This is a genomic window from Pseudazoarcus sp. NS20 (assembly GCF_059703745.1).
Genome location: NZ_BAAKIY010000001.1, coordinates 1179625 through 1202108, shown reverse-complemented (window position 1 = coordinate 1202108; position 22484 = coordinate 1179625). Strand labels below are relative to the sequence as shown.

At 64.5% G+C, this 22484-nt stretch carries 21 protein-coding genes and 1 riboswitch; of the genes, 14 read left to right on the top strand and 7 right to left on the bottom strand.

From position 1 onward, the window contains the following. Positions 1–16: 16 nt before the first annotated feature. Positions 17–892 carry a lysophospholipid acyltransferase family protein gene (locus tag AC6H0W_RS05440; RefSeq protein ID WP_497576117.1) on the bottom strand — a complete coding sequence of 292 codons (876 nt, stop codon included), beginning with the start codon at positions 890–892 and terminating at the stop codon, positions 17–19. Positions 893–1185: 293 nt separating this feature from the next. On the opposite strand from AC6H0W_RS05440, the gene metK reads away from it, so the two are divergent. The 8 genes from metK to AC6H0W_RS05400 all read left to right on the top strand — a co-directional run bounded on the left by metK (position 1186) and on the right by AC6H0W_RS05400 (position 9526). Continuing rightward, positions 1186–2352: a methionine adenosyltransferase gene (gene metK, locus AC6H0W_RS05435; RefSeq protein ID WP_497576116.1), complete on the top strand. Its 1167-nt coding sequence runs from the start codon at positions 1186–1188 to the stop codon at positions 2350–2352. 96 nt (positions 2353–2448) lie between these two features. Then, positions 2449–3543 carry a calcium/sodium antiporter gene (locus tag AC6H0W_RS05430; RefSeq protein WP_497576115.1) on the top strand — a complete coding sequence of 365 codons (1095 nt, stop codon included), beginning with the start codon at positions 2449–2451 and terminating at the stop codon, positions 3541–3543. A gap of 31 nt (positions 3544–3574) precedes the next feature. Beyond that, a riboswitch (S-adenosyl-L-homocysteine riboswitch) is annotated at positions 3575–3668 on the top strand. An 80-nt stretch (positions 3669–3748) separates the two neighbouring features. Next, positions 3749–5158: an adenosylhomocysteinase gene (gene ahcY, locus AC6H0W_RS05425; protein ID WP_497576114.1), complete on the top strand. Its 1410-nt coding sequence runs from the start codon at positions 3749–3751 to the stop codon at positions 5156–5158. 49 nt (positions 5159–5207) lie between these two features. After that, positions 5208–5864, top strand: coding sequence for a GNAT family N-acetyltransferase (locus tag AC6H0W_RS05420; protein ID WP_497576113.1), 657 nt, complete (start codon positions 5208–5210; stop codon positions 5862–5864). After that, on the top strand, positions 5861–6733 hold the full coding sequence (locus AC6H0W_RS05415; RefSeq protein ID WP_497576112.1) for a carbon-nitrogen hydrolase family protein: 873 nt from the start codon (positions 5861–5863) through the stop codon (positions 6731–6733). The genes AC6H0W_RS05420 and AC6H0W_RS05415 overlap by 4 nt, the downstream gene beginning before the upstream one ends. A gap of 6 nt (positions 6734–6739) precedes the next feature. Beyond that, positions 6740–6994 (top strand): S4 domain-containing protein, encoded by a 255-nt coding sequence (locus AC6H0W_RS05410; RefSeq protein ID WP_497576111.1) that lies wholly within the window; start codon positions 6740–6742, stop codon positions 6992–6994. A gap of 50 nt (positions 6995–7044) precedes the next feature. Continuing rightward, entirely contained in the window at positions 7045–7887 is an 843-nt protein-coding gene (metF, locus tag AC6H0W_RS05405; protein WP_497576110.1) for a methylenetetrahydrofolate reductase [NAD(P)H], read from the top strand. 1057 nt (positions 7888–8944) lie between these two features. Further along, complete coding sequence (locus AC6H0W_RS05400; RefSeq protein WP_497576109.1) at positions 8945–9526, top strand: histidine phosphatase family protein; 582 nt, start codon at positions 8945–8947, stop codon at positions 9524–9526. A 44-nt stretch (positions 9527–9570) separates the two neighbouring features. Here the strand turns inward: AC6H0W_RS05400 and AC6H0W_RS05395 are convergent, their stop codons facing one another. From AC6H0W_RS05395 to AC6H0W_RS05375, 5 genes are all read right to left on the bottom strand, one after another. After that, a complete protein-coding gene (locus tag AC6H0W_RS05395) occupies positions 9571–10437 on the bottom strand; it encodes a dienelactone hydrolase family protein (RefSeq protein ID WP_497576108.1) in 867 nt (288 codons plus the stop codon). A gap of 113 nt (positions 10438–10550) precedes the next feature. Continuing rightward, entirely contained in the window at positions 10551–12344 is a 1794-nt protein-coding gene (locus AC6H0W_RS05390; protein ID WP_497576107.1) for a Na/Pi cotransporter family protein, read from the bottom strand. 8 nt (positions 12345–12352) lie between these two features. After that, positions 12353–12901: a crossover junction endodeoxyribonuclease RuvC gene (gene ruvC / locus AC6H0W_RS05385; RefSeq protein WP_497576106.1), complete on the bottom strand. Its 549-nt coding sequence runs from the start codon at positions 12899–12901 to the stop codon at positions 12353–12355. Positions 12902–12920: 19 nt separating this feature from the next. Further along, on the bottom strand, positions 12921–13796 hold the full coding sequence (locus tag AC6H0W_RS05380; RefSeq protein ID WP_497576105.1) for a DMT family transporter: 876 nt from the start codon (positions 13794–13796) through the stop codon (positions 12921–12923). 80 nt (positions 13797–13876) lie between these two features. After that, entirely contained in the window at positions 13877–14602 is a 726-nt protein-coding gene (locus AC6H0W_RS05375) for a YebC/PmpR family DNA-binding transcriptional regulator (protein WP_497576104.1), read from the bottom strand. Positions 14603–14783: 181 nt separating this feature from the next. On the opposite strand from AC6H0W_RS05375, the gene AC6H0W_RS05370 reads away from it, so the two are divergent. From AC6H0W_RS05370 to AC6H0W_RS05360, 3 genes are all read left to right on the top strand, one after another. After that, positions 14784–15440, top strand: a complete 657-nt coding sequence (locus tag AC6H0W_RS05370; protein ID WP_497576103.1) for a hypothetical protein — start codon at positions 14784–14786, stop codon at positions 15438–15440. Positions 15441–15448: 8 nt separating this feature from the next. After that, positions 15449–16936 carry a helicase HerA-like domain-containing protein gene (locus AC6H0W_RS05365; RefSeq protein WP_497576102.1) on the top strand — a complete coding sequence of 496 codons (1488 nt, stop codon included), beginning with the start codon at positions 15449–15451 and terminating at the stop codon, positions 16934–16936. 72 nt (positions 16937–17008) lie between these two features. After that, positions 17009–17308: a hypothetical protein gene (locus tag AC6H0W_RS05360; RefSeq protein ID WP_497576101.1), complete on the top strand. Its 300-nt coding sequence runs from the start codon at positions 17009–17011 to the stop codon at positions 17306–17308. A gap of 30 nt (positions 17309–17338) precedes the next feature. On the opposite strand, the gene AC6H0W_RS05355 is transcribed toward AC6H0W_RS05360, so the two are convergent. Next, positions 17339–17872 carry a Gx transporter family protein gene (locus tag AC6H0W_RS05355; protein ID WP_497576100.1) on the bottom strand — a complete coding sequence of 178 codons (534 nt, stop codon included), beginning with the start codon at positions 17870–17872 and terminating at the stop codon, positions 17339–17341. A 166-nt stretch (positions 17873–18038) separates the two neighbouring features. Here AC6H0W_RS05355 and AC6H0W_RS05350 point away from each other — a divergent pair, with 166 nt between their 5' ends. Genes AC6H0W_RS05350 through AC6H0W_RS05340 form a run of 3 tightly spaced genes read left to right on the top strand, consistent with a single transcriptional unit; the run spans position 18039 to position 22344 of the window. Further along, the gene (locus AC6H0W_RS05350) at positions 18039–20087 is read left to right on the top strand and encodes a TonB-dependent receptor plug domain-containing protein (protein ID WP_497576099.1); all 2049 of its coding nucleotides are present in this window, start codon (positions 18039–18041) and stop codon (positions 20085–20087) included. Then, a complete protein-coding gene (locus AC6H0W_RS05345; RefSeq protein WP_497576098.1) occupies positions 20081–21019 on the top strand; it encodes an ABC transporter substrate-binding protein in 939 nt (312 codons plus the stop codon). Before AC6H0W_RS05350 ends, AC6H0W_RS05345 begins: the two co-directional genes overlap by 7 nt. Next, on the top strand, positions 21019–22344 hold the full coding sequence (locus AC6H0W_RS05340) for a GGDEF domain-containing protein (RefSeq protein WP_497576097.1): 1326 nt from the start codon (positions 21019–21021) through the stop codon (positions 22342–22344). The genes AC6H0W_RS05345 and AC6H0W_RS05340 overlap by 1 nt, the downstream gene beginning before the upstream one ends. Positions 22345–22484 lie beyond the last annotated feature (140 nt).

The following is a 22484-nucleotide window of genomic DNA, read 5'->3' as shown; positions in this document are numbered from 1 at the left end:
GACCTGAGAGACCTCTTCAGTACGGCTTTTTCTCACCCGGCGGGCGTGTCTTGAAGCGGCGGTGCACCCAGTAATACTGCTCGGGCATGGTGCGTACGGTGGATTCGATCCACGCGTTCATGCGGGCGGTGTCGGCGAGCGGGTCATCGGTGGGGAAGTTGTCCCACGCCTCGCCGATCTCGACCACATACCCTTTGCCGCCGGGCAGCATGCGCGTGGGGCACGGCACCACAGCGGCGCCCGCCAGCTTGGACAGGCGTGACAGGCCGGTGATGGTGGCCGTGGGCACGCCGAAGAACGGCACGAACACGAAATCCTTGGTGCGGAAGTTCATGTCCGGCAGGTAATAGAACGGGCGGCCGCTCTTCATGGCACGCACGGTTGCGCGCGGGCCGGCATCACGCGCCAGCAGTATCTGATCACCGAAGCGGCTGCGCCCGTGGTGCAGCCAGTGGTCCACCGTGGGGTCGCTCTGCCGGGCGTAAATCGACACCGAATCGAACTGCATGGCCACCGCCGCGCCGCCGGCGTCCAGCCCGACGAAGTGCGGCACCAGCAGCAGCACCGGCCGCCCCTCGGCCAGCAGGCGCGAGATCACCTCTGCGTTTTCCACCCGCACGATGCGCTCGAGGCGCTCTCGCTTGGCCCACCACAGCAGGCCGCGCTCCAGCAGGCTGCGCCCGAGTGCCTTGAAATGGTCTTTGGCCAAACGCCGCCGCTCGGCCGCATTGAGCTCGGGAAAGCACATCGCCAAGTTTACCTGCACCACGCGCCGCCGCCCACGCACGGTGTGATACAGCACAGAGCCGAACGCCCTGCCGACGAAGGCCAGAATCGGCAACGGCAACCAGTGCAGCAGCCACAGCAAGGCAATCAGCAGCTTTCCCTTCATGCGCCGGCCTCGGGCACGGGGGTTGCAATTCGGCAGGGGAAATCAGGAACAGGCAGGGAGAGAGGCATGGGCTCGAATAGTTTGGCGGCAACTTCAGGCTCGAAGATATCCCGATTTGACCGCAACCGAAACCGCGATATTATTGCGCATCGCCGAGTTAACACGACAACTTGCAGGGCGAACGCCGCAGCGCAACGCGCGCGGCACCAAATTCTGCTAAAGCGTCGCCGCTCGAATCCCCGGAGCCGGCCTCGCCGGAGCAACCGGGGATTTTTGTTTTTGGGAGTCTTTGAATGAGCACTGAGTTTCTTTTCACCTCGGAATCGGTATCCGAAGGCCACCCCGACAAAGTAGCGGACCAGATTTCCGATGGCGTGCTCGACGCCATTCTTGCAAGCGACCCGCGCGGCCGTGTGGCGTGCGAAACCCTGGTATCGACCGGGCTGGTGGTCATCTCGGGCGAAATCACCACGTCGGCCCACGTGAATTACCGTGAAGTGGCGCAAGACGTGATCCGCCGCATCGGCTACGACGACTCCGCAGCCGGCTTCGACTACAAATCGTGCGCCATCCTCACGGCCATCAACACGCAGTCCGCCGACATCGCGCAGGGCGTGAATGAAGGCCAGGGCCTCGACCTTGACCAGGGTGCGGGTGACCAGGGCTTGATGTTCGGCTACGCCTGCGACGAAACGCCAGCGCTGATGCCGCTGCCGATCTACTACGCACACCGCATCGTCCAGCGCCAGTCCGAGCTGCGCAAGGACGGCCGCCTGCCGTGGCTGCGCCCGGACGCCAAGAGCCAGCTGACGGTGAAATACGTGAACGGCAAGCCGGTGGGCATCGACACGGTGGTGCTGTCGACGCAGCACACCGAAGACGTGACGCACGCACAGATCACCGAGGCGGTCATCGAGGAAATCATCAAGCCGGTGCTGCCCAAAGAGCTGCTGCACGACAAGGTGCGCTACCTGATCAACCCCACCGGCCGCTTCGTCATCGGCGGCCCGCACGGCGACGCCGGCCTGACCGGCCGCAAGATCATCGTCGACACCTACGGCGGTGCGGCACACCACGGCGGCGGCGCGTTCTCGGGCAAGGATCCGTCCAAGGTCGACCGTTCGGCTGCGTATGCCGGCCGTTGGGTGGCGAAGAACATCGTTGCTGCCGGCCTGGCTTCGCGCGCGGAGATCCAGGTGGCCTACGCCATCGGCGTGGCCAAACCGGTGAGCCTGCTGGTGAACACTTTCGGCACCGGCCGCATCAGCGACGAGAAAATTGCCGAGCTGGTGAGTCGCCACTTCGATCTGCGACCCAAGGCGATCATTCAGGACCTCGACCTGCTGCGCCCGATCTACTCGAAGACGGCTGCCTACGGCCACTTCGGACGCGACGAGCCGGAGTTCACCTGGGAGGCCACCACCAAAGCCGCCGCGCTGCGTGCGGATGCGGGTCTGTAAAAAGCGCCTCGCTGGCTATAATCGGCAACACCGAAACGGGCCGTACGGGCGATTGCCTCGTGCGGCCCGCACACCATCCACACCTCCGGTTCCATCATGCTCACGCACGCTCTGTTTTTCCTTCTTGGCCTGGCCACACTGGTGGTCGGTGCCGAACTGATGGTTCGCGGCGCCTCCAAACTGGCGCTGTCGTTCGGCGTATCGCCGCTGGTGGTGGGCCTGACCGTGGTGGCATTCGGCACCAGTACCCCTGAACTGGCGGTGTCGGTGGGCGCCTCGCTTGGCGGCACCCCGGATCTGGCCATCGGCAACGTGGTGGGCAGCAACATCGCCAACATTCTGCTGATTCTGGGCATCTCGGCGCTGATCACGCCTTTGCTGGTGAATCAGCAGATCATCCGGCAGGAAATCCCCATCATGATCGGCGCCTCGGTGCTGATGGTGGTGATGGCGCTCGACGGCACCATCACGCGGATTGAAGCCGGAGCGCTGTTCGCGCTGGTCGTCGGCTACACGGTGTTCCTGATCCGTCAGTCGCGTCAGGCATCGCGCGAACTGGCCGACGAATTCGCCGCCGAGATGCCGGCTGACTCGAATTGGGATCGCCACTGGAGCGTGCAGCTCGGGCTGATCGTGGTCGGGCTGGTGGGTCTGGTCGTGGGCTCGAACTGGCTGGTCGATTCGGCCATTGTTTTTGCCCAAGCCTTCGGCGTCAGTGATCTGGTGATCGGCCTGACGGTGGTGGCGGTTGGTACGTCGATGCCTGAAGTGGCCACCTCCATCGTCGCTGCCCTGCGCGGCGAGCGCGATATTGCCGTGGGCAACGTGGTGGGCTCGAACATATTCAACATCTTCGCGGTGATCGGCGCCACGGGGCTGGTCAACGCCGGCGGCATTCCAGTGTCGGAAGCGGCACGCAGCTTCGACTTGTGGGTGATGCTGGCCGTGGCTCTGGCGTGCGTGCCCATCATGCTCACCAACAGCGAAATCTCGCGCTGGGAAGGCGGCGTGTTCATCGGCTACTACGCGGCCTACACCGCCTGGCTGGTGCTGTCGGCGCAGAGCCACCCCATCGTGCCGGCCTTCTCGACGGCGATGCTGGGCTACGTCATGCCGATCACCGTGATCGCGCTGATCGTCAGTTTGATGCGCCATCAGGGGCGCACCGGGCGCGACTCAGCCGGCGGCTGACCACCGCCCCGCTCTGCGGTATACTTCGCGACGTTCCGAGGAGCGCTGCAAGGCGTCGGGTTTCCGCCCGGCCCCAGGCTCGGAAGCCGCTTGATACGGCATCGCCACAACCGCGCTCACCTGTCCAACCCGCCGGGTTGGGGCTGCACGGGTGAGCACGCATCGCATCACCCCTCCCCGCCTGGCTCCAAGCATGGAGCTTCAAATGACTGTTGTGGCCGATCTGAAAGATTGCGTCGTCGCCGACCTGTCGCTGGCTGACTGGGGACGCAAGGAAATCCGCATCGCGGAAACCGAAATGCCGGGCCTGATGGCCATCCGCGAAGAGTTCGCGGCATCGCAACCCCTCAAGGGCGCGCGCATCACCGGCTCGCTGCACATGACCATACAGACGGCGGTGCTGATCGAAACCCTGACCGCGCTGGGCGCCGAAGTGCGCTGGGCCTCGTGCAACATCTTCTCGACGCAGGATCACGCCGCAGCGGCCATCGCCGCCACCGGCGTGCCGGTGTTCGCCGTCAAGGGTGAGTCGCTGGCCGATTACTGGGATTACACCCACCGCATCTTCGAGTGGTCCGACGGTGGCTACTCGAACATGATCCTCGACGACGGCGGCGACGCTACGCTGCTGCTGCACCTGGGCGCGCGCGCCGAGAAGGACGCCTCGGTGCTTTCCAAACCCGGCTCGGAAGAAGAGCGCGAGCTGTTCGCCTCGATCAAGGGCCGCCTGTCGGCCGATCCGAAGTGGTACTCCACACGCCTCGACAAGATCCAGGGCGTGACGGAAGAAACCACCACCGGCGTGCATCGCCTGTACCAGATGCATCAGCGCGGCGAGCTGCGCTTCCCGGCCATCAACGTCAATGATTCGGTGACCAAGAGCAAGTTCGACAACCTCTACGGCTGCCGTGAATCGCTGGTCGACGGCATCAAGCGCGCCACCGACGTGATGATCGCCGGCAAGGTCGCGGTGGTGTGCGGTTACGGCGACGTCGGCAAGGGCTCGGCGCAAGCGCTGCGCGCCCTGTCGGCACAGGTATGGGTGACCGAGATCGACCCGATCTGCGCACTGCAGGCCGCCATGGAAGGCTACCGCGTAGTGACCATGGAGTACGCCGCGGAACACGGCGACATCTTCGTGACCACCACCGGCAACTTCCACGTCATCACGCATGACCACATGAAGCGCATGAAGGATCAGGCCATCGTGTGCAACATCGGCCACTTCGACAACGAGATCGAAGTCGCCGCGCTGGAGCAGTACGAGTGGGAAGAGATCAAGCCGCAGGTGGATCACGTGATCTTCCCGGATGGCAAGCGCATCATCCTGCTGGCCAAGGGCCGCCTGGTGAACCTGGGCTGCGCCACCGGCCACCCGAGCTACGTGATGAGCTCTTCCTTCGCCAACCAGACGATTGCGCAGATCGAGCTGTTCCTGCACCCCGAGCGTTATCCGGTGGGCGTGTACACGCTGCCCAAGCACCTCGACGAGAAAGTCGCGCGCCTGCAACTGAAGAAGCTCAACGCCCAACTGACCGAGCTCACCAGCGAGCAAGCGGCCTACATCGGCGTGCCGAAGGAAGGCCCGTACAAGCCCGAGCACTACCGCTACTGATGAGCCCCCGCGCCCGGCCACCGTCGGGCGCGGTTTCACGAGGATGAACATGAGTCTGGCCACGGTACGACACACCCGCCCGGAAGACATCGAACCGCTGATCGCGCTGCAGCAGCGCGTGTACCCCGACATTCCGTCGTGGTCCGCCGAGCAGATGCGTCATCAGCTTGAGGTCTTTCCGCAAGGGCAGCTGATTGCCGAAGTCGATGGCGAATTTGCCGGCTGCGCAAGTTCGCTGATCGTGCTGTGGGACGACTGGGGCGAGCACCACACCTGGGATGACATCACCGACGGCGGCCACTTCGGCAGCCACAACCCGATGGGCCGCACGCTGTACGGCGCCGAGGTGTTCGTGAACCCCGAGTTGCGCGGGAGCGGCGTGGGCCACGCTCTGTACGAGGGGCGCCGCAGCCTGTGCCGGCAGATGAACCTCAAGCGCATCATCGCCTGCGGGCGCATGCCGGGCTACCACCGCTTCGCCGACCGCATGACCGCCGAGGAATACGCCAAGCGCGTGATCTGGGGCGATCTGAGCGACCCGGTGCTGGGCTTCCAGCTGCACGAGGGCTTCAGCTACTGTGGCATCGTGCATGGTTACCTGCCCGACGACAGCGAGTCGCTGGGGAACGCATCGCTCATCGTGTGGCTCAACCCTGACTACGACCCGGGCGCCCCCACCCGGACAACCGAGGAGATTGCCCTGTGATCGTACGCATCGCCGCGGTGCAGTATCTGCTGCGCCAGATCCACGACTGGTCGGGTTTCGAGAACCAGTGCCGTTTCGTCATGCAGGCTGCGGGGGATTACCGCCCGCATTTCGTGCTGCTGCCGGAGATTTTCACCACGCAGTTGCTGTCGTTCATGGACACGCGCGACATGCCGGAAGCCGTGCGCAACATGCACGACTACACGCCGCGCTACCTCGACCTGATGCGCGAGCTGGCGCAGGAGCACCGCGTGTACCTCATCGGCGGCAGCCACCCGACGATGCGCGACGGGCAGCTCTACAACACGGCCTATCTGTTCAGCCCCGAAGGCGAGATCTTCGAGCAGGACAAGATCCACCGCACGCGCTGGGAGCGCGAGATGTGGGACACCGCAGCAGGTGACCAACTGCGCCTGTTCAACACGCCCTACGGCAAGATCGCCATCCTGATCTGCTACGACATCGAGTTCCCCGAGCTTGCACGCATGGTTTGTGAAGCCGGCGCCGACATCCTCTTCGTGCCGTCGTGCACCGACGACCGCCAGGGCTTTCTGCGTGTGCGCTACTGCTGCCACGCACGCGCCATCGAAAACCAGGTGTACGTCGCCATGACCAGCACCGTCGGCAACCTGCCGGTGCAGGGGCTGGGCGTGCATTACGGCCAGGCCAGCATCATCACGCCGTCCGACTTTCCGTTTGCGCGGGATGGCATTGCCGCCGAAGGCACGGCCAACCTGGAGCAGATCGTGATCGCCGACGTGAGCATCGACAACCTCACGCACAACCGCGTGAACGGCACCACCATCCCGCTCTACGACAAGCGCCACGACGTGTACGACAACCCGGTCGAGATCATCGAAGTCAGCTGACGCGCCATGTCGATGAATTCCTTCCACAACCGCAACCAGCGCCCGGCCGTAGCACCCCGCCGCGTGCCGGCCGCTGCGACCGACGACGGCTTGATGCGTGTGGACGCACTACTGGTGCAGCAAGGGCTCGTGGCTTCGCGCACCCAGGCACAGGCGGCCCTTGCTGCCGGCCGCGTGCGCTGCGGCACGGAAGCGCTCACCAAAGCCTCTCAACGTCTGGCCAAAGACACGCGGCTTGCACTCACTCCTGAAGATTTTTGACGGCGGCACGCTGGCGCGCGAAAGAGCGCCCCTTTTCCACTGGATGCACCATGCAAACCACTGAACTTTCAATCGAATTCTTCCCGCCGCAAACCCCCGAGGGCGCCGAAAAGCTGCGCGGCGTGCGCCAGCGCCTGGCCGATACGCTGAGCCCGCAATTCTTCTCCGTGACCTACGGCGCCGGCGGCTCGACGCGCGAGCGCACCTTCAACACCGTGCGCGAAATCGCTGCCAGCGGCAGCGAGGCCGCGCCGCACCTGTCGTGCATCGGCTCCACCCGCAATGAGCTGCGCGCCATCCTCGACGAATACGCCGAAAGCGGCATCCGCCGCATCGTCGCCCTGCGTGGCGACCTGCCCTCGGGCGCCGGAGCCAGCGGCGAATTCCGCTACGCCAACGAACTGGTGGAATTCATCCGCGCGGAAACCGGCGACCGCTTCCTGATCGAAGTCGCCGCCTACCCCGAGTGGCACCCTCAGGCCAAGAGCCCGCGCGACGACTTGCTGGCCTTCAAGCGCAAGGTCGACGCCGGCGCCAACTCGGCCATCACGCAGTATTTCTACAACCTCGACGCGTACTCCCATTTCGTCGACGAAGCGCAGGCACTGGGCGTGAACATCCCCATCGTGCCGGGCATCATGCCGATCAGCAGCTTCTCCAAGCTGGCGCGCTTCTCGGACATGTGCGGCGCCGAAATCCCGCGCTGGATGCGTCGCAAATTCGAGTCGTTCGGCGACGACGCCGCCTCCGTTCGCGCGTTCGGGCTGGATGTGGTCACCGAACTGTGCGAAGACCTGATCGCCGATGGCGCTCCTGGCCTGCACTTTTACTCGATGAACCAGGACGGCCCGGCGATCGAAATCTGCCGCCGACTGGGGTTGGCGAAGGGCTGAGGCTTCAGCACCTCCCGTGCGCCCGACGTCTGTCGGGCTGCTGCCTGTGCGCGTGCAGTTCGTTAGGCAGCGATTGGATGTTTGCGGTTGTGTGACGCGAGTTCATTTGATTGACCTTGACCGGCCGGGATTTCGCCCCGGCGGGCGACCTTCTTTCTTGCTGCGCGGCAAGAAAGTAGGCAAAGAAACGCGCCCTCCTCGCCGCCCCTTCGGGGTTCCTTCGCTTCGAGCACTCCCGGCGGCCGGCCTTGCAAACTCGCGTTCCGCTCAAACAGCAAGGCCGGAAGACCCCGCCGTGAGCACTCTGCGCTCAGCGGCTCAGAAAGGGGTGCCCTCCAGAATGGCAGAGCCATTCCCGTAGGGCGGATTAGCGCAGCGTAATCCGCCGGATGTTCGGCCAATACGGCGCAATGCGCTTCGCTTATTGCGCCCTACGGTCGGGCTCAAACAGCAAGGCCGGACATCCCCGCCGTGAGCGCTCTACGCTCAGCGGCTCAGAAGGGATGGGTAATCACGACGTGCGTTGGGGCTGGAGCCTCTTCAGTTGGCGCTGCGCCTCTACCCGTCATTGCGAGCGAAGCGCGGCAATCCAGTGACTGTGCAATATGGAAAGGCTGCGAGATTGCCGCGTCGCTGCGCTCCTCGCAATGACGGTAGAGCGGTTGTGCCCAAGGCACCTCGACGCTTCCGAATGGCACTGAGAACGAACCCAAAGCCCAACCTACCTACTCGAAGAAAACGTGCCGCTCCGCGCGCACCCATCCTCCCCTCAGAAGCGCCGAGCGCAGGGGGATTTCGACGGGGCACTCCGGTCCTGCTGTCCGAGCGACAGCGAGTTCAGGACCGGCCGGCGAAATCCCACGGAGCGAGGGAACCCCGAAGGGGCGCGGATGCGGGGCACGTTTCTTTGCCTTCTTTCTTGTCGTGAAACAAGAAAGAAGGTCGCCCGCCGGGGCGAGTCCCGGCCAGTCAAGGCATACACAACGAACTCACCCCAAAACACGGGAACCCCTTCCCGCGACACACCTCTATGCCTCATCCCCACGAGGCCCATAGCATGAACATCACAACACTCAGGACATGGCTTCTCACAGCGCTGCTGGCCGCACCACCGGCGGTGGCACAAGCGCCCGCTGATTCCACAAGTATTGAAGAGCGCATGCGCGCTGGCGGCGTGGTGATTCTCCTGCGGCATGCGCGCACCGACCCCGGCATTGGCGACCCGCCCGGCTTCACGCTGGCCGACTGCGCTTCGCAGCGCAACTTGTCGGCCGCCGGCCGCGACGAGGCGCGCCGCTTCGGGCAACGCCTGCGCGAGCTGCAGATTCCGGTGACCCAGGTACGCACCAGCCGATGGTGCCGCTGCGTCGATACGGCCGAACTGGCTTTCGGCGAGCAACTGGGCGTGGAGCACTGGCAGCCGCTGGACTCTTTCTTCGCCGGGCAAGGCAGCAGCGAACAACAGACGCGCGATGCACTGGCAGCGCTCCAACACGTTCCGGCCGATCAGACCTGGGTGTGGGTGACGCATCAGGTCAACATCACCGCACTGACCGGCGAAGTGCCATCGATGGGTGAGGCGGTGGTGGCGCGGGCGCGCGGGGACGGGCTGGAAATCATCGGGCGCTGGCGCCCCTAAACGAAAAAGGGCGGCCTAAGCCGCCCTTTTTCATTGCGCGAAGCTCACACGCCGTTGCGCTCGAACCAGGCCAGCATGCGCTTCCAGCCGTCTTCGGCCTCGTCCTTGCGGTAAGTCGGGCGGTAGTCGGCGTTGAAGGCGTGCGGAGCGTCGGGATAGACGTGAATCTCGCTATTCGCGCCGGCGCGCTCGATCTCTTCGAGCATGAACTCGACGTCGTGCAACGGAATGCCTTGGTCGGCACCGCCGTACAGGCCCAGCACCGGCGCCTTGAGTTCGCCGGCGAGATCGACCGGGTGCTTGGGCTGCAGATCGCTCGGCGGGCTGTCCAGGCGGCCATACCAGGCCACGCCGGCCTTGAGCTTTGGATTGTGTGCGGCGTACAACCAGGTGATGCGGCCACCCCAGCAAAAACCCGTGATGGCGAGCTTGTCGGCGTCGCCATGATTCTTGGCGGCCCACGCGGCGCAGGCGTCGAGGTCGGCCAGCACCTGGGCGTCGGGCACCTTGTTCACGATGGCCTGCAGCAGTTCGGCCACGTTGTCGATGGTGCGCGGGTCGCCCTGGCGGAAGTACAGTTCCGGGGCAATCGCCAGATAGCCCTGCTTGGCCAGGCGACGGCAGACATCCTTGATGTGCTCATGCACGCCGAATATCTCCTGCACCACCAGCACGGTGGGAAGGTTTTTGCCGCCTTCCGGGCGGGCGTAATACACCGGGAGCTTGCCGCCCTCGACGTCGATCGAGGCATCGCCCGTATCCAGGCCGTTGGCGTCCGTGGTGATCACGGTCTGCGCGTGAATCGGCTGAACGGCAAGCGCAAAGCCGGCGGCCGCGATGGTGGTGACGAAGCTGCGTCGGTTCAGTTTGGCCGACGGCATCAGGCTGTCGAATTGGGAGCAGGTTTTCATTGTTGGCGTCTCCTGAGTGCTACGGGTGTGTCCCGAGCCATTGTTATACGATGCCCGAGCGGGCATGCAGCGTTAGCAGACAATGATATGCCACTGGATGTTCCCGCACCTGTTCACTTGGCGGCGTTCAGCGCCTCACCCGAAGCCGACGGCACCATAGGCTGCAGAGCATGCTCAAGCGGGTGCGGCGCCAGCGACGGCGCAAAGAGCAGGTGTGCGGCGGTGATCAGGCAGTCTGCGATATCCACCGCATAGGCGTTGTCGTTCATCAGCGAGCTGGCCTGCTCAGGTGCGATGCGGCGTTCGCGCATCAAGGTGTCGATGGCGCCGCTGGCCGCCAGATCACTGCTGGCGGCATGCGCCTTGAGGCGAGCGAGCGCCGCATCGACATCACCCTCTGGCTCGCTGCCGATGCGATGCACGGCATGCAGCAGCAGCGCCAGATCGCGCCGCAGCGCCACATACTCGGCGCGCGGGTGCAGCGTGTTGGCGCCAAGGTAGCGCTGCAGGTTCTTCTGCATGTGCTTGAGGTCTTTGAGCGCTTCGATCATCTGCTGTCCGGCATTGCGCAGCGCGAACGCCTGCGCGGCCTGCCCGTCCTGCGTTCGGATCTGCGCGAGAAAATCGAGAATCTCGCCGTACAGCGGCTTGATGCGGCGCTGATAGTAATCGTCGATGTCGATGGGGCGTACGCGCTCCGGCGCCTGCTCCAGCAGTGCCAGATCTTCACCACGGCGCAAACGCGCCGGGTCGGTGTGCAAGGCCAGCGCCATCACGTCGAAAACGTTGGCGTAGAGGTGCTGCAATTCCTTGCGCGCAGCCTCCACCGCTGCGTCGGGCATTTCGAGCAGCGTCGGGCTGATGAATTTCGGCGTGACCACGCTGACCGGCTTTTGCGGCAAGGCCTTCTCCAGCCATGTCACGAGGTGCTTTGTGAACGGCAGCATCAGCGCCAACCCGGCCAGATTGAACAGCGTGTGGAACAAGGCCAGCTTCAGCGTCCAGTCGTCCTCAGCGATACCGAGCCACCCGGCGCCCACTTCCACCGCCTCCATGAAAAAACGGATGAAGAGCAGCGCGATCAAGCCCGTGACGACGTTGAAGACCAGATGTGCACCGGCCAGGCGGCGCCCCTGCACGTTGGCGCCGAGCGAACTGACGATGGCCGTCAGCGTGGTGCCGACGTTGGCGCCGATGGCCAGCGCCAGCGCGTTCTCGTAGGTGATCTGCTGTGCCGCCAGCGCAGTGATGATGAGCACCAGCGTGGCGTGGCTCGACTGCATGACCACCGTGGCGACAATGCCGAACAGCGTAAACAGCAGCAGGCCGCGAATGCCCGGCACGGCGTAGTCGGACAACTGCAGCGACTGGCCGAAGGCCTCAAAGGCCTCTTTCATGTAGTGGATGCCGAGAAACAGAAAACCCACGCCCGCGAGAATCTGACCGAGGCCCTTGAGCGTGTTCGACTTGGTGAACATGAACATCACGCCGAAGGCCAGCATCGGCATGGCGTAGGCGGCGATATCCACCTTCAGGCCGAAGCCGGCCACCAGCCACGCTCCAGTGGTGGAACCGAGGTTGGCACCGAAGATGATGCCGATGCCTTGCGCCAGCCCGAGCAGGCCGGCTGACAGGAAGGAGATGGAGATCACCGACACCAGCGTGCTCGACTGCATCAGCGTGGTGGCGGCCATGCCGAACAGCACGCTCTTCCAGAGCCGGTTGGTGGAGAACTGCAGAATGCGTTCCAGCGTGCCGCCGGTGAAGGTCTTGAAGCCCTGCTCCAGCGCCAGCATGCCGAACAGGAAGATGGCTACCCCGGCGGCAATCTCCTTGAAATCCGGGCTGACCCAGAAGCCGTAGCCCAGCAGCAGGCACAGTAGCGCGAGCGCCAGCATGCGAGACATGTCGAGCCTCAGCGCAGCGCGTGCAACCGGCCGGCACGCCGGCCACCGACCAATGCGCCGAGCGCGCCGGACGACCCGTTGGCGTGGCAGATGGCGCAGGCCAGCGCATCGGCGGCGTCGGCGCTGGGGTCGCCATCCAGTGACAGCAAACGCTGCACCATGTGCTGCACCTGCAGCTTGTCGGCCTTGCCGTAGCCGACCACCGCCTGTTTGACCTGCAAGGCCGTGTATTCGGCCACAGGCAGATCGCACGACACCGCGCCGCAGATCACCGCGCCGCGCGCCTGCCCCAGCAGCAGCGTGGATTGCGGGTTCACGTTGACGAAGACCTTCTCGACCGCGACCTGATCGGGCGAATAGGTGGCCACCACCTCACGCACGCCATCGAGCAGCGTCTTGAGGCGGCCGGGCAACTCGCCATCCTTGGTGCGGATGGTGCCGCTCGCGACATAGCGCAACTGGTTGCCAAGCTGGTCGATGATGCCGAAGCCCGTGATGCGCAGCCCCGGATCGAGGCCCAGGATGCGCGTGGCGGTGATTTGGGTGGCCGATGTCATGGGGCGGATTGTGCTGTGTTCAGCGCGCCCGCGCCAGCCATACGCCGGCCACGGCCACGGCCATGCCGGCCAACGCCAACGCGGCCAGACGCTCGTCGAACAGCAACCACGCCATCACCGCCGTCGTGGGCGGCGTGAGATAGAACAGGCTGGCCACATTCACCGCCCCGCCGATGCGGATCAAAACGTTGAGCAGCGAGATCGCCCCCAGCGACAGCACCACCACCAGCCACAGCAGCGCGAAGATGAATTCGCCGGTCCACTCGATGTGCATGGTTTCGGTGGCACAGGCGGCCAGCGCCGTGACCACCAACGCCGGAATGAACTGGATGACCGAGCCGGTGCGCAGATCGAAGCTGGGGCAGTAGCGCTTCTGGTACAGCGTGCCGGCGGTGATGCCGGCCAACGCCAGCAGCGCCGGGATGAGCATGGCGCCGAGATGATCGGCAAAGGCCGCATCCGTGCCCTTGCTGGCCACCACCATGGCCACGCCGATGAAGCCCAGCGCGAGGCCAACCCATTGCCGCCCGACGACGCGCTCGCCCAGTAGCCACCCCGCCCCCAAGGCGGTGAGCAAGGGCTGCATGCCGACGATGAGCGCCGCGATGCCAGCCGGCAGGCCAGCCCCGATGGCCGAGAACACGCCGCCAAGATAGAGCCCGTGCACCAGCAGGCCGGACACGCCGATGTGCAGAATCTGCCGGCGATCGGTGGGCCACGGCGCACGCGTGAGCCACACCAGCGGCAACATCAGTGCCAGCACCAGTGCATAGCGCACCGAAAGAAAGGTCAGCGGCTCGGCATACGGCAGACCGAGCTTGCCGCCGATGAAACCCGTGCTCCACAGCACCACGAACAGGAAGGGCATCGCGGCAGTGAGCATGGCGCTGGGCATGGCGGAAACTCCTCAAGGGGTCGGCGCGGACACCGCCGGCGAGATCCGCCAGCGGTTTGATGCCACCAGCGAAAGTGAGCTTATTCGTCGAACACCGCGGAGGTGTAGACCTCCTGCACGTCGTCCAGCGCATCCAGCGCGTCGAGCAGCTTCTGCATCTTCACCGCATCGTCGCCAGCCAGTTCGGTCTCGTTCTCGGGCTTCATCGAGACTTCACCGAATTCCGCCTTGAAGCCGGACTTTTCGAGCGTTTCCTTGACGCCGGTGTATTCGTACGGCGCCGTGATGACTTCGATCGAGCCATCGTCATGCGTCAGCACGTCTTCCGCGCCGGCTTCGAGCGCCGCTTCCATCAGCGCATCCTCGCTGGTGCCGGGGGCAAACATGAGCTGGCCGCAGTGCTTGAACTGGAAGGCCACGCAGCCGTCGGTACCCATGTTGCCGCCATGCTTGGAGAAGGCATGGCGCACGTCGGCGACAGTGCGTGTCTTGTTGTCGGTGAGGCAATCGACCATCACGGCCGCGCCGCCGATGCCGTAGCCCTCATAGCGCACTTCTTCGTAGCTCACGCCTTCGAGCTCACCGGTGCCGCGCTTGATGGCGCGGTCGATGTTGTCGCTGGGCATGTTCTCGCCCTTGGCCTTGTCGACCGCCAGACGCAGGCGCGGGTTGAAGTTGGGGTCACCGCCGCCCATGCGCGCGGCCACCGTGACTTCCTTGATCAGCTTGCTGAAGACGCGGCCCCGCTTCTCGTCCTGACGGCCTTTACGGTGCTGGATGTTGGCCCATTTTGAGTGTCCGGCCATGGCTGCTCTCTGATTAGTGATTCGTGAAAAGACGCGATTTTACCTCGAAGCCGCCGCGTTCCTAAGTGGGTCGATGAGCAAATGGCGTTCTTCGCGCAACGGATTCATCGGCGGCTGCACCGTCAGGCGTGCGGTCTGATAAATTCATGCGAAACGGGCGAAGGCGCCTGCGGGGGATAGCATGATCCGGAAAATCTGCACGCTGCTGTGCATGGTGTTGCTGTGTGCAGGCGCAGTGTCCGCGCAGACGCAGCTCGTATTCCAGGGCTGCACCGACGCGCACGGCAACAATGTGCGCGCGGTAGCCGACCCGGCACTGGCCGTGGCCTTCGAAACCCGCATCGAGCATGGCGCGCCCGTCATTCTCTACAACGCCGCCGTGCCGACCACGCTCTCCGACCGGGCTCGCACTTTTTTCTACGCTCATGAGTGCGCCCGTCTGGGACTGAGCCGGGAAGCCGGCTCCATGCGCTCTGTGGGTGATGCCTGGCGAGCCGACTGTCGTGCGCTCGACACACTGCTCGGCTCCGGCCTGGTCACTCGCGACACCATCGCGCAACTGCAAGACGAGCTCCGCCCCGGCGATGCAGAATGGGCCGCACTGCCCGGCCCAAGGCGCGACATCGACCTGCCCTCGTGCCTGCGCGGCGGAGCCGACCGCAACATGCGCATTCCCGCACGGCCCTCCCCCGCCCGCGATGGCTGGAACATGTGCGTGCATCGCTGCGGCGACGCGCTGCTGCAGTGCCAGCGCCGCACCTGCAACAGTCTTGACTGCCCGGCCTGCATGCCCGCCAACGAACGCTGCGTGGCGGCGTGTGGCACTACCGAACGCTGAGGAAACCCATGCCCGAACCCATGCTGATTGCCCGCGCGGGCACCGTCGATGTGGCCTTGCTGCCGCGCCTTGCCAACCGCCACGGGCTGATTACCGGCGCCACCGGCACCGGCAAGACGGTGACGCTGCAGAAAATGGCCGAGTCCTTCGCCGCCATCGGCGTGCCGGTGTTCATGGCCGACGTGAAGGGCGACCTGTCGGGCGTTGCGGCAGAGGGCACGGCATCGCCCAAACTGCTCGAGCGGCTGGCCGCCATCGGCATCACCGAATTCACGCCGCGCGCCAACCCGGTGGTGTTCTGGGACGTCTTCGGCGAGCTCGGCCACCCGGTGCGCGCCACCATCTCCGACATGGGCCCGCTGCTGCTGGCGCGCCTGCTCAACCTCAACGAAACCCAGGCCGGCGTGCTGCAAATCGTGTTCCGCATTGCCGACGACAACGGCCTGTTGCTGCTCGACCTCAAAGACTTGCGCGCCATGCTGCAGCACGTGGGCGACAACGCGAAGCAATTCACCACCGAGTACGGCAACATCTCCGCCGCCTCGGTTGGCGCCATCCAGCGCGGCCTGCTGAACCTCGAAGCGCAGGGCGGTGACCGCTTTTTCGGCGAGCCGATGCTCGACCTTGCCGACCTGATCCAGACCGACGCCTCCGGGCGGGGCGTGATCAACGTGCTGGCCGCCGAGAAGCTCTATCACTCGCCGCAGCTGTATTCCACCTTCCTGCTGTGGATGCTGTCCGAACTGTTCGAACAGCTCCCCGAAGTCGGTGACCCGGACAAGCCCAAACTGGTGTTCTTCTTCGACGAAGCCCACCTGCTGTTCAATGACGCGCCCAAGGCGCTGATCGAAAAGGTCGAGCACGTGGTGCGCCTGATTCGCTCCAAGGGCGTCGGCGTCTACTTCGTCACTCAAAGCCCGCTCGACGTGCCGGACACCGTGCTCGGCCAACTGGGTAACCGCGTGCAGCATGCCCTGCGCGCCTTCACCCCGCGCGACCAGAAAGCCGTCAAGAGCGCCGCCGACACCATGCGCCCCAACCCGGCCTTCAAGGCGGCCGAGGTCATCACCGAACTCGGCGTGGGCGAAGCCCTGATTTCATTCCTGGACGAAAAAGGCCGACCCGGCATCACCGAACGCGCATCGGTGATCGCCCCCAACTCGCGCCTCGGGCCGCTCACGGCCGCCGAGCGCGACGCCCTCATCAAGGGCTCGTTGCTGCACGGTCACTACGAGAAGGCGGTGGATCGCGAATCCGCGTACGAGCTGCTGCGCGCGCAGGCCGAGGCGCGCCTGGCCGAGGCGCCGAAAACATCCCCGGCGGGGGCTGGCGGCGGCATGTCTGACGTCATCTTCGGCTCCACCGGCCCACGCGGTGGCAAGCGCGACGGGCTGGTGCAGATCGCTGCCAAGACGGTCACGCGCACCATCGGCAGCGCGCTGGGGCGGCAGATTGTCCGCGGCGTGCTCGGATCGCTATTCGGAGGTCGTCGCTAAGGGCAGACAAGGCAGCACCTTCCCGCGTTTTCACGGTCGAAGTTTTCGTCACGCCCCACAGGAGGACAAGGCATGAATCCGCAATCGCTTGCAGAGCTGATCGCCGATCTCGAAGCAGAGGACCCGGTGGACCTTGGTGATCTGGCCATCGACGAAGCCAACGCCCGTGAGCTCATGGCCAGCCACTTCTGCGAACTTGACCGCCGCCTCGTCGCACACGGGCTGGAACCCGAAGAGCGACTGGAAATGATGGCAGCCATCGCCGCTCACACCATGGTCGAGAACCTCATCCTGCACATGAAGCGGCTGCGCGAGGGCGATGACGGCATCGACGCGTTCCGCGACTGGATGGGCAAGCACGGCATGCATTGAACGGCGCCTCGCGCAAAGCGAGGCACTGCCTTACGAGACGGACCGTGCGGGCGGCATGTCGCGCAGCAAGCGTGCGGCCACCAGCCCGTTCACCAGCCCGAACACCATGGCCGCCAGGGCAAATACGGGAAAGAGATAGAAGATGCCGTCGTGCGGCACGAGCCACACGCGCGCCAGCACCAGTTGCCCGCCAATGTGCGCAAACGCCGCCAGCACCGACAGCGTTACCGGGCCGAACCAGCGGCGCGGCAGATGCACGGCCAAGCCCAGCGTCACCAGGCTGGTAATCGACCCGGCAAAGCTCAGAAAAAAGCCCGGCGCCAGAAACTGCCCGATCAGCAGGCTGCCAGCAAACACGCGCAACAAAGCCACCCACACCGCATCTCGCCAGCCCCATTGCAGCAACACGATGAGAATGACGATGTTCGCCAGCCCCGGCTTGACCCCCGGCAAAGGTAAGGGAATGGCGGCCTCGGCCACCGACAGCACGATGGCCGCAGCCGCCAGGCGGGCGATGCGGCCGTCGTCGGCAGTGGGCTGAATGTGAAAAGCGCTTGCGCTCATGCGGACGCACGGAAGGTGTTCAAAGAGGCGCCAGTGTAACCCCTGCACCGCCCTCGTCAGCTTTGTGCAACACGGCTGAGAAATCCTTCTCGCTTGCGCACATACCCATCCCGAGAAAATCAGTGACACAGGCATAATCGCGAGCAATCACTGTCAGGTCCCGAAGATGCGTCTTGCTCCACACCAAGCACTGTTGTTGTCATGCGCCACGCTGGCAACACTGGATGCATGGGCCCAGGAAAGCTTCTTCGACCCGCTGCCGGTCGTGCTCACCGCCTCGCGCCTGGCCCAGTCGCCGCTCGACGCACCGGCACCGGTGACCATCATCGACCGCGAAATGATCAACGCCTCAGGCTTCACCGAAGTCCACGACCTGATGCGGCTGGTGCCCGGCTTTCTGGTCGCCGACTGGCCCAACGGCTCACCCACCGTGGCCAACCACGGCATGGGGGACGCATTTGATCGGCGCATCAAGGTCCTCGTGGATGGTCGCACGGTGAACGACCCCTTGTGGGGCAACACACTCTGGCAAGACCTACCTTTGCGCGTCGATGATATTGACCGCATTGAGGTCGTGCGAGGCCCCCACGGTGCGGCCTATGGCGCCAACGCTTTTCAAGGCGTCATCAACATCATTACTCGCACTCCGGCCACTGAAGACGGCATGACGGTAATTTCCCGCCTTGGGAAGGATGGCTTTTACGACCACGGCGTGCGCCTTAACAGTGTTTTGGGCTCGCCCATCGATTGGCGCTTGAGCGCATCGAAACGCGAAGCACGCAACTTCAAACCGTACACCGCCATCGACGGAGGCGACATCGATGTCTACTCCCAAGAGTCAATCAGCCGTACGGTCGTAAACCTTAAAGCCGCGACGCAGGTGTCCGTGCAGGATGAACTGCGCCTTCAAGTCGGCTTAGTGCAGGGCATCGATGATCGCGGCTATCCCACCACGTCGGATGAGTCCGCCGAATGGCCAATCCGCGACGAAAAAATTCGCTCTTACTCGATCCATGCGGCTTGGACGCGCACGCTCACCCCTGATAGCGAATTCACCGTGCAGTACCACCATCAGGCCCATCGCCGACGCGCTGGCTGGGTGATCACCGAGGACGCTCGACCGATTCACACGGATGTTGATACAGACACCGGCCGTCACAGCATTGAAATGCAGTACTCCGGCATGCTTGGTCAGAGCCTGGGCTTCCTGGCTGGCGCTGGCGCCCGACAAGACACCGCGCAGTCACAACGCTATTTCGATACCGACAAAACGCTGCGAGCCAACTATTGGCACACCTTTGGCAGCTTGACTTGGCGCCCGCTCGAACCGCTCTCCATCAATATCGGCGGCACATACGAACAACACGACTACAGCGGCAAACTGTTCTCGCCGCGCTTGGCGCTCAATTACGCGATTGACTCCAACTCAGCGCTTCGCCTTTCGATGGGTAAGTCCTACCGGGCCCCTTCATTAATGGAGTCTTACGCGAAGGAAACCATTCGGTATCAAGGGCAGATCGTGCGCATGCTCTATACCGCTGCTCAAGATGTTGATCCCGAGGAAGTCAGGCACATTGAAATCGGCTACATCGCTCGGCTCCCGAATCACGGCCTGTCAATTGATGCACGTGTTTTCCATGATCGGTACGATGGCTACCTCGACGACGAAGCCTGCCGTTACCCACGCAACGGCACCAACAGCGACTTCTGCGGCAGCACTAACTTTGTCGTGCCACCGGACACGGTGCTTGCGAATCAGCGTTTGTCGCGCTCAATGTATTACTTCCTCAACCTTGGTAGCACGACCGTGCGTGGAGGCGAAGTCACCGTCGACTGGAAGCGGCCGGGCTGGGGTCGCGTAATCCTCTCGCAGGCTTTTACCGATATACGCACTAACGTCGAAGAGGAAGAAAACCTTCAAAACAGTGCGCCTTACTCTTCCACCTCACTGCTACTCATCAAGGATCTCCCCCAGCGCTGGCGGGCTAGTCTGGGCTACTACCATCAACATGCAGTGCACTGGCTGAACGATGGCGGCGCCATGAAGAAGCGTGATCGCTTCGACCTGAAGCTGGCGCGCAGCTTCGGCCCGCCGGGCAGCGACAACGAATTCGCCCTGACTTTCCAGGGCTTGGGCGGGCGCTATCCGGAGTTCGACGGCGGGAAGTTCCGCCACGAACCCCGCCTCTTCGCCAGTGTGCGCACTTCATGGTGACTCGACGCCTTCTCGCGTTGAAGTTCATCTCGTCACGGCTGTGGAAGCCGCTTGTATTGATTTTGCTCATCTGGCTGTCCGCCTCGAGCGCCTTGGCCCACGACATCGCCGTCATCACCTCGCGCGCCCAGGGGCTGGAGCGTGAAGTGGCTGACTCCATCCTTGCGGCCAACACACGCCACCGACTGTTCCTGGCAGGAGACGCGGAGCACGGCATCGACAGCGCGGCACTCAAGACGAGCAGCCTGATCATCGCCCTGGGCGCGAATGCCGCGCAGACGGTCATGCATGGCAGCACACCAGTGCTGGCAGCCCTGGTCACGGAGAACGAATTCGCGCGCATTCGCGCGGCCGGGCCTCAAGCCCCGATCACCGCGCTGTATCTGGATCAACCCCCGGAACGTCACCTTGCCCTGCTGAGCGCCGTGATGCCACGCACGACATGCCTTGGTGTGCTGTTCGGGCCGGAAAGCCAAGGCGCGCAGGCCAGCTTCGAGGCCACTGCCAGCCGCCTGGAGATTGCGTTGCGCACGGACTTCGCCGCCAGTGCGCGCGACGTGCTGCCAGTCATCGAGCGCATGCTTGGCCGCTGCAATGCCGTGCTGACCTTGCCGGACGCGGTGGTCTCCAACCCCACCGTGGCGCGAGCACTGCTGCTCACCAGCTACCGCATGCAGCGCCCGCTGTTTGCTTACTCGCGCGCGTGGGTCGAGGCGGGAGCGCTGGCTGCCGTGTTCTCCACACCGGCCACCGCCACGCGCGACCTGATCGAGTGGCTGGAAGGGCTGACCGACACCCAGCGCCTGCCGGCGCCGCGCAACGCGCGCCATTTCGATATTGCCGTCAATACGCGCGTTGCGCGTGCACTCAACCTGACCGTGCCCGATGAGGACACCTTGCGCGCGGCCGTTGCCGCCGGGAGGCAGCCGTGATGCACCGACTCTCCCTGCGCCAACGCCTGGTGCTGATGGTGCTCGTACCGGCCGTGCTGCTAGCGGCTGGCCTGAGCAGCTTCCTGCTACGACACAGCAACGCACAGGCGGATGCAGCACTGCGCGAGCGCGCCCAGGCCATCGTCAGTTTCCTCGCCCCGGCTGCCGAATACGGCGTCATCTCGGGCAACGTGTTTGCACTGCAGAGCCTGCTCGAAGCGGTTCTGGAGCAACGTGACGTGGCTGCGGCCAGCATCATCGACTCCGACGGCTTCGTGTTGGCCAGCAGCGGACGGCGCGGCTTCGACACCGAGGCCTTGACGCGGGATGACCGCCACACGCAAGCACAGGTGCTCAGCCTCGACAACGGGCGGGTGGCCGCTGTCGCCCCGGTGTCGCTGGCTCCTGCCCGCTTCGATGAAAGCAGCCCGCCTTCATTCGTCGAGCAGTCGCTTATCGTCGGCTGGGTGCATGTCGAACTCGACACGGCAACGCTCGCCGCGCACAAGCAAGCCATGCTCAACACCACGCTGGCCATCACGTCCACGGTGATCTTCCTGACCTTGCTGCTGACGCTGGGCCTGTCGGGCGCCGTGTCGCGCCCGCTGAGCCGTCTGGCCGAAGCCGTACGCGACATGTCGGAAGGCCGGCTCGACACGCGGGTTTCACCGAACGCCGACCTGGTCGAACTGCGCACCCTGCAGAACGGCTTCAACACCATGGCTTCGGCTATTGCCGACTCGCAGCACACCATGCAGCAACGCATCGACGAAGCCACCCAACAACTGGCCTATCAGGCCACCCACGACCCACTCACCAAGTTGCCCAACCGCCGCGCCTTCGAGCAGGCGCTCGAAGATGCGGTGTCGGCCTCCCGCCGGGCCAGCGACGCATCGGTGCTGTGCTTCCTCGACCTGGACCGCTTCAAGATCGTCAACGACACCGCCGGCCATGCCGCCGGCGATGCCTTGCTGGCGCGCATCGCCGAGCTGATCCGCCACCGCGTGCGCAGCGGCGACCTGCTGTGCCGCATCGGCGGAGACGAATTCGGCCTGATCCTGCGTGGCTGTGAGCTGGATGAAGCGCATCATGTGGCCGAAGGGTTGATCCACGCCGTGGCGAACGACCGCTTCGAATGGGGCGACCAGACCTTCACGGTCGGCGTGAGCATCGGACTGGTCGCACTCGACGGCCACCTGGCCTCGTCGGGAGACGCATTGGTGGCCGCGGATCTCGCGTGTTACACGGCCAAGCGCAAGGGCCGCAACACCATCACCACACATACCAGCTTGCCTGACCCGAGCGACGACCGTACGTCGAGCTGAGCACACCCGGCCCGCCGCTCGGCGCCACAACCGGCAGCTTCCGCGCCACTGAAACGAAACCTCCGCCCGACGCCCGCCGGACTGTGCTTGCTCGCCTCGCTGCGTGTGGTTAAAGTCGGCCACACTTTGTAGCAAACTGA

Coding starts and splice junctions, on each gene's coding strand:
- AC6H0W_RS05340 (WP_497576097.1), top strand. CDS start 21,019: ATGCACCGACTCTCCCTGCGCCAACGCCTGGTGCTGATGGTGCTCGTA.
- metF (WP_497576110.1), top strand. CDS start 7,045: ATGCAAACCACTGAACTTTCAATCGAATTCTTCCCGCCGCAAACCCCC.
- ahcY (WP_497576114.1), top strand. CDS start 3,749: ATGACTGTTGTGGCCGATCTGAAAGATTGCGTCGTCGCCGACCTGTCG.
- AC6H0W_RS05355 (WP_497576100.1), bottom strand. CDS start 17,872: ATGAGCGCAAGCGCTTTTCACATTCAGCCCACTGCCGACGACGGCCGC.
- AC6H0W_RS05390 (WP_497576107.1), bottom strand. CDS start 12,344: ATGTCTCGCATGCTGGCGCTCGCGCTACTGTGCCTGCTGCTGGGCTAC.
- AC6H0W_RS05395 (WP_497576108.1), bottom strand. CDS start 10,437: ATGAAAACCTGCTCCCAATTCGACAGCCTGATGCCGTCGGCCAAACTG.
- AC6H0W_RS05370 (WP_497576103.1), top strand. CDS start 14,784: ATGATCCGGAAAATCTGCACGCTGCTGTGCATGGTGTTGCTGTGTGCA.
- AC6H0W_RS05430 (WP_497576115.1), top strand. CDS start 2,449: ATGCTCACGCACGCTCTGTTTTTCCTTCTTGGCCTGGCCACACTGGTG.
- AC6H0W_RS05365 (WP_497576102.1), top strand. CDS start 15,449: ATGCCCGAACCCATGCTGATTGCCCGCGCGGGCACCGTCGATGTGGCC.
- AC6H0W_RS05410 (WP_497576111.1), top strand. CDS start 6,740: ATGTCGATGAATTCCTTCCACAACCGCAACCAGCGCCCGGCCGTAGCA.
- AC6H0W_RS05350 (WP_497576099.1), top strand. CDS start 18,039: ATGCGTCTTGCTCCACACCAAGCACTGTTGTTGTCATGCGCCACGCTG.
- AC6H0W_RS05440 (WP_497576117.1), bottom strand. CDS start 892: ATGAAGGGAAAGCTGCTGATTGCCTTGCTGTGGCTGCTGCACTGGTTG.
- AC6H0W_RS05420 (WP_497576113.1), top strand. CDS start 5,208: ATGAGTCTGGCCACGGTACGACACACCCGCCCGGAAGACATCGAACCG.
- ruvC (WP_497576106.1), bottom strand. CDS start 12,901: ATGACATCGGCCACCCAAATCACCGCCACGCGCATCCTGGGCCTCGAT.
- AC6H0W_RS05380 (WP_497576105.1), bottom strand. CDS start 13,796: ATGCCCAGCGCCATGCTCACTGCCGCGATGCCCTTCCTGTTCGTGGTG.
- AC6H0W_RS05345 (WP_497576098.1), top strand. CDS start 20,081: ATGGTGACTCGACGCCTTCTCGCGTTGAAGTTCATCTCGTCACGGCTG.
- AC6H0W_RS05375 (WP_497576104.1), bottom strand. CDS start 14,602: ATGGCCGGACACTCAAAATGGGCCAACATCCAGCACCGTAAAGGCCGT.
- AC6H0W_RS05360 (WP_497576101.1), top strand. CDS start 17,009: ATGAATCCGCAATCGCTTGCAGAGCTGATCGCCGATCTCGAAGCAGAG.
- metK (WP_497576116.1), top strand. CDS start 1,186: ATGAGCACTGAGTTTCTTTTCACCTCGGAATCGGTATCCGAAGGCCAC.
- AC6H0W_RS05400 (WP_497576109.1), top strand. CDS start 8,945: ATGAACATCACAACACTCAGGACATGGCTTCTCACAGCGCTGCTGGCC.